This window comes from Streptomonospora wellingtoniae, from assembly GCF_031845375.1.
GTDB lineage: Bacteria > Actinomycetota > Actinomycetes > Streptosporangiales > Streptosporangiaceae > Streptomonospora > Streptomonospora wellingtoniae.
Map to the genome: position 1 here is coordinate 1 of NZ_JAVREK010000090.1, position 305 is coordinate 305.

Annotated in this window: 1 rRNA gene; it reads right to left on the reverse strand. The window is 62.6% G+C overall.

Annotation, left to right across the window (positions count from 1 at the left end):
• Positions 1–305: ribosomal RNA gene (locus RM446_RS24760) — 23S ribosomal RNA — on the reverse strand; the annotation flags it as partial.

Below are 305 nucleotides of genomic sequence, written 5' to 3' on the forward strand. Positions count from 1 at the left end.
TCACGCCTCACCCACAACAGGGCAGGGATTTACCACCACCCCGGGCTACACGCTTACCCCCGGACAACCACCGCCGGGTAGAGCTACCCCACTGCGTCACCCCATCACTTGCCTACACACCCCTCGGACCCCAGACCAGCCGGCACAACCACCCGAAAGCGGAAACACCGACCAGCAAGGTTAGCATCAGGGCTATCAACACGGGCGCACGCGCACGGGTACGGGAATATCAACCCGTTATCCATCGACTACGCCTGTCGGCCTCGCCTTAGGTCCAGACTCACCCTGGGCGGATTAACCTGCCC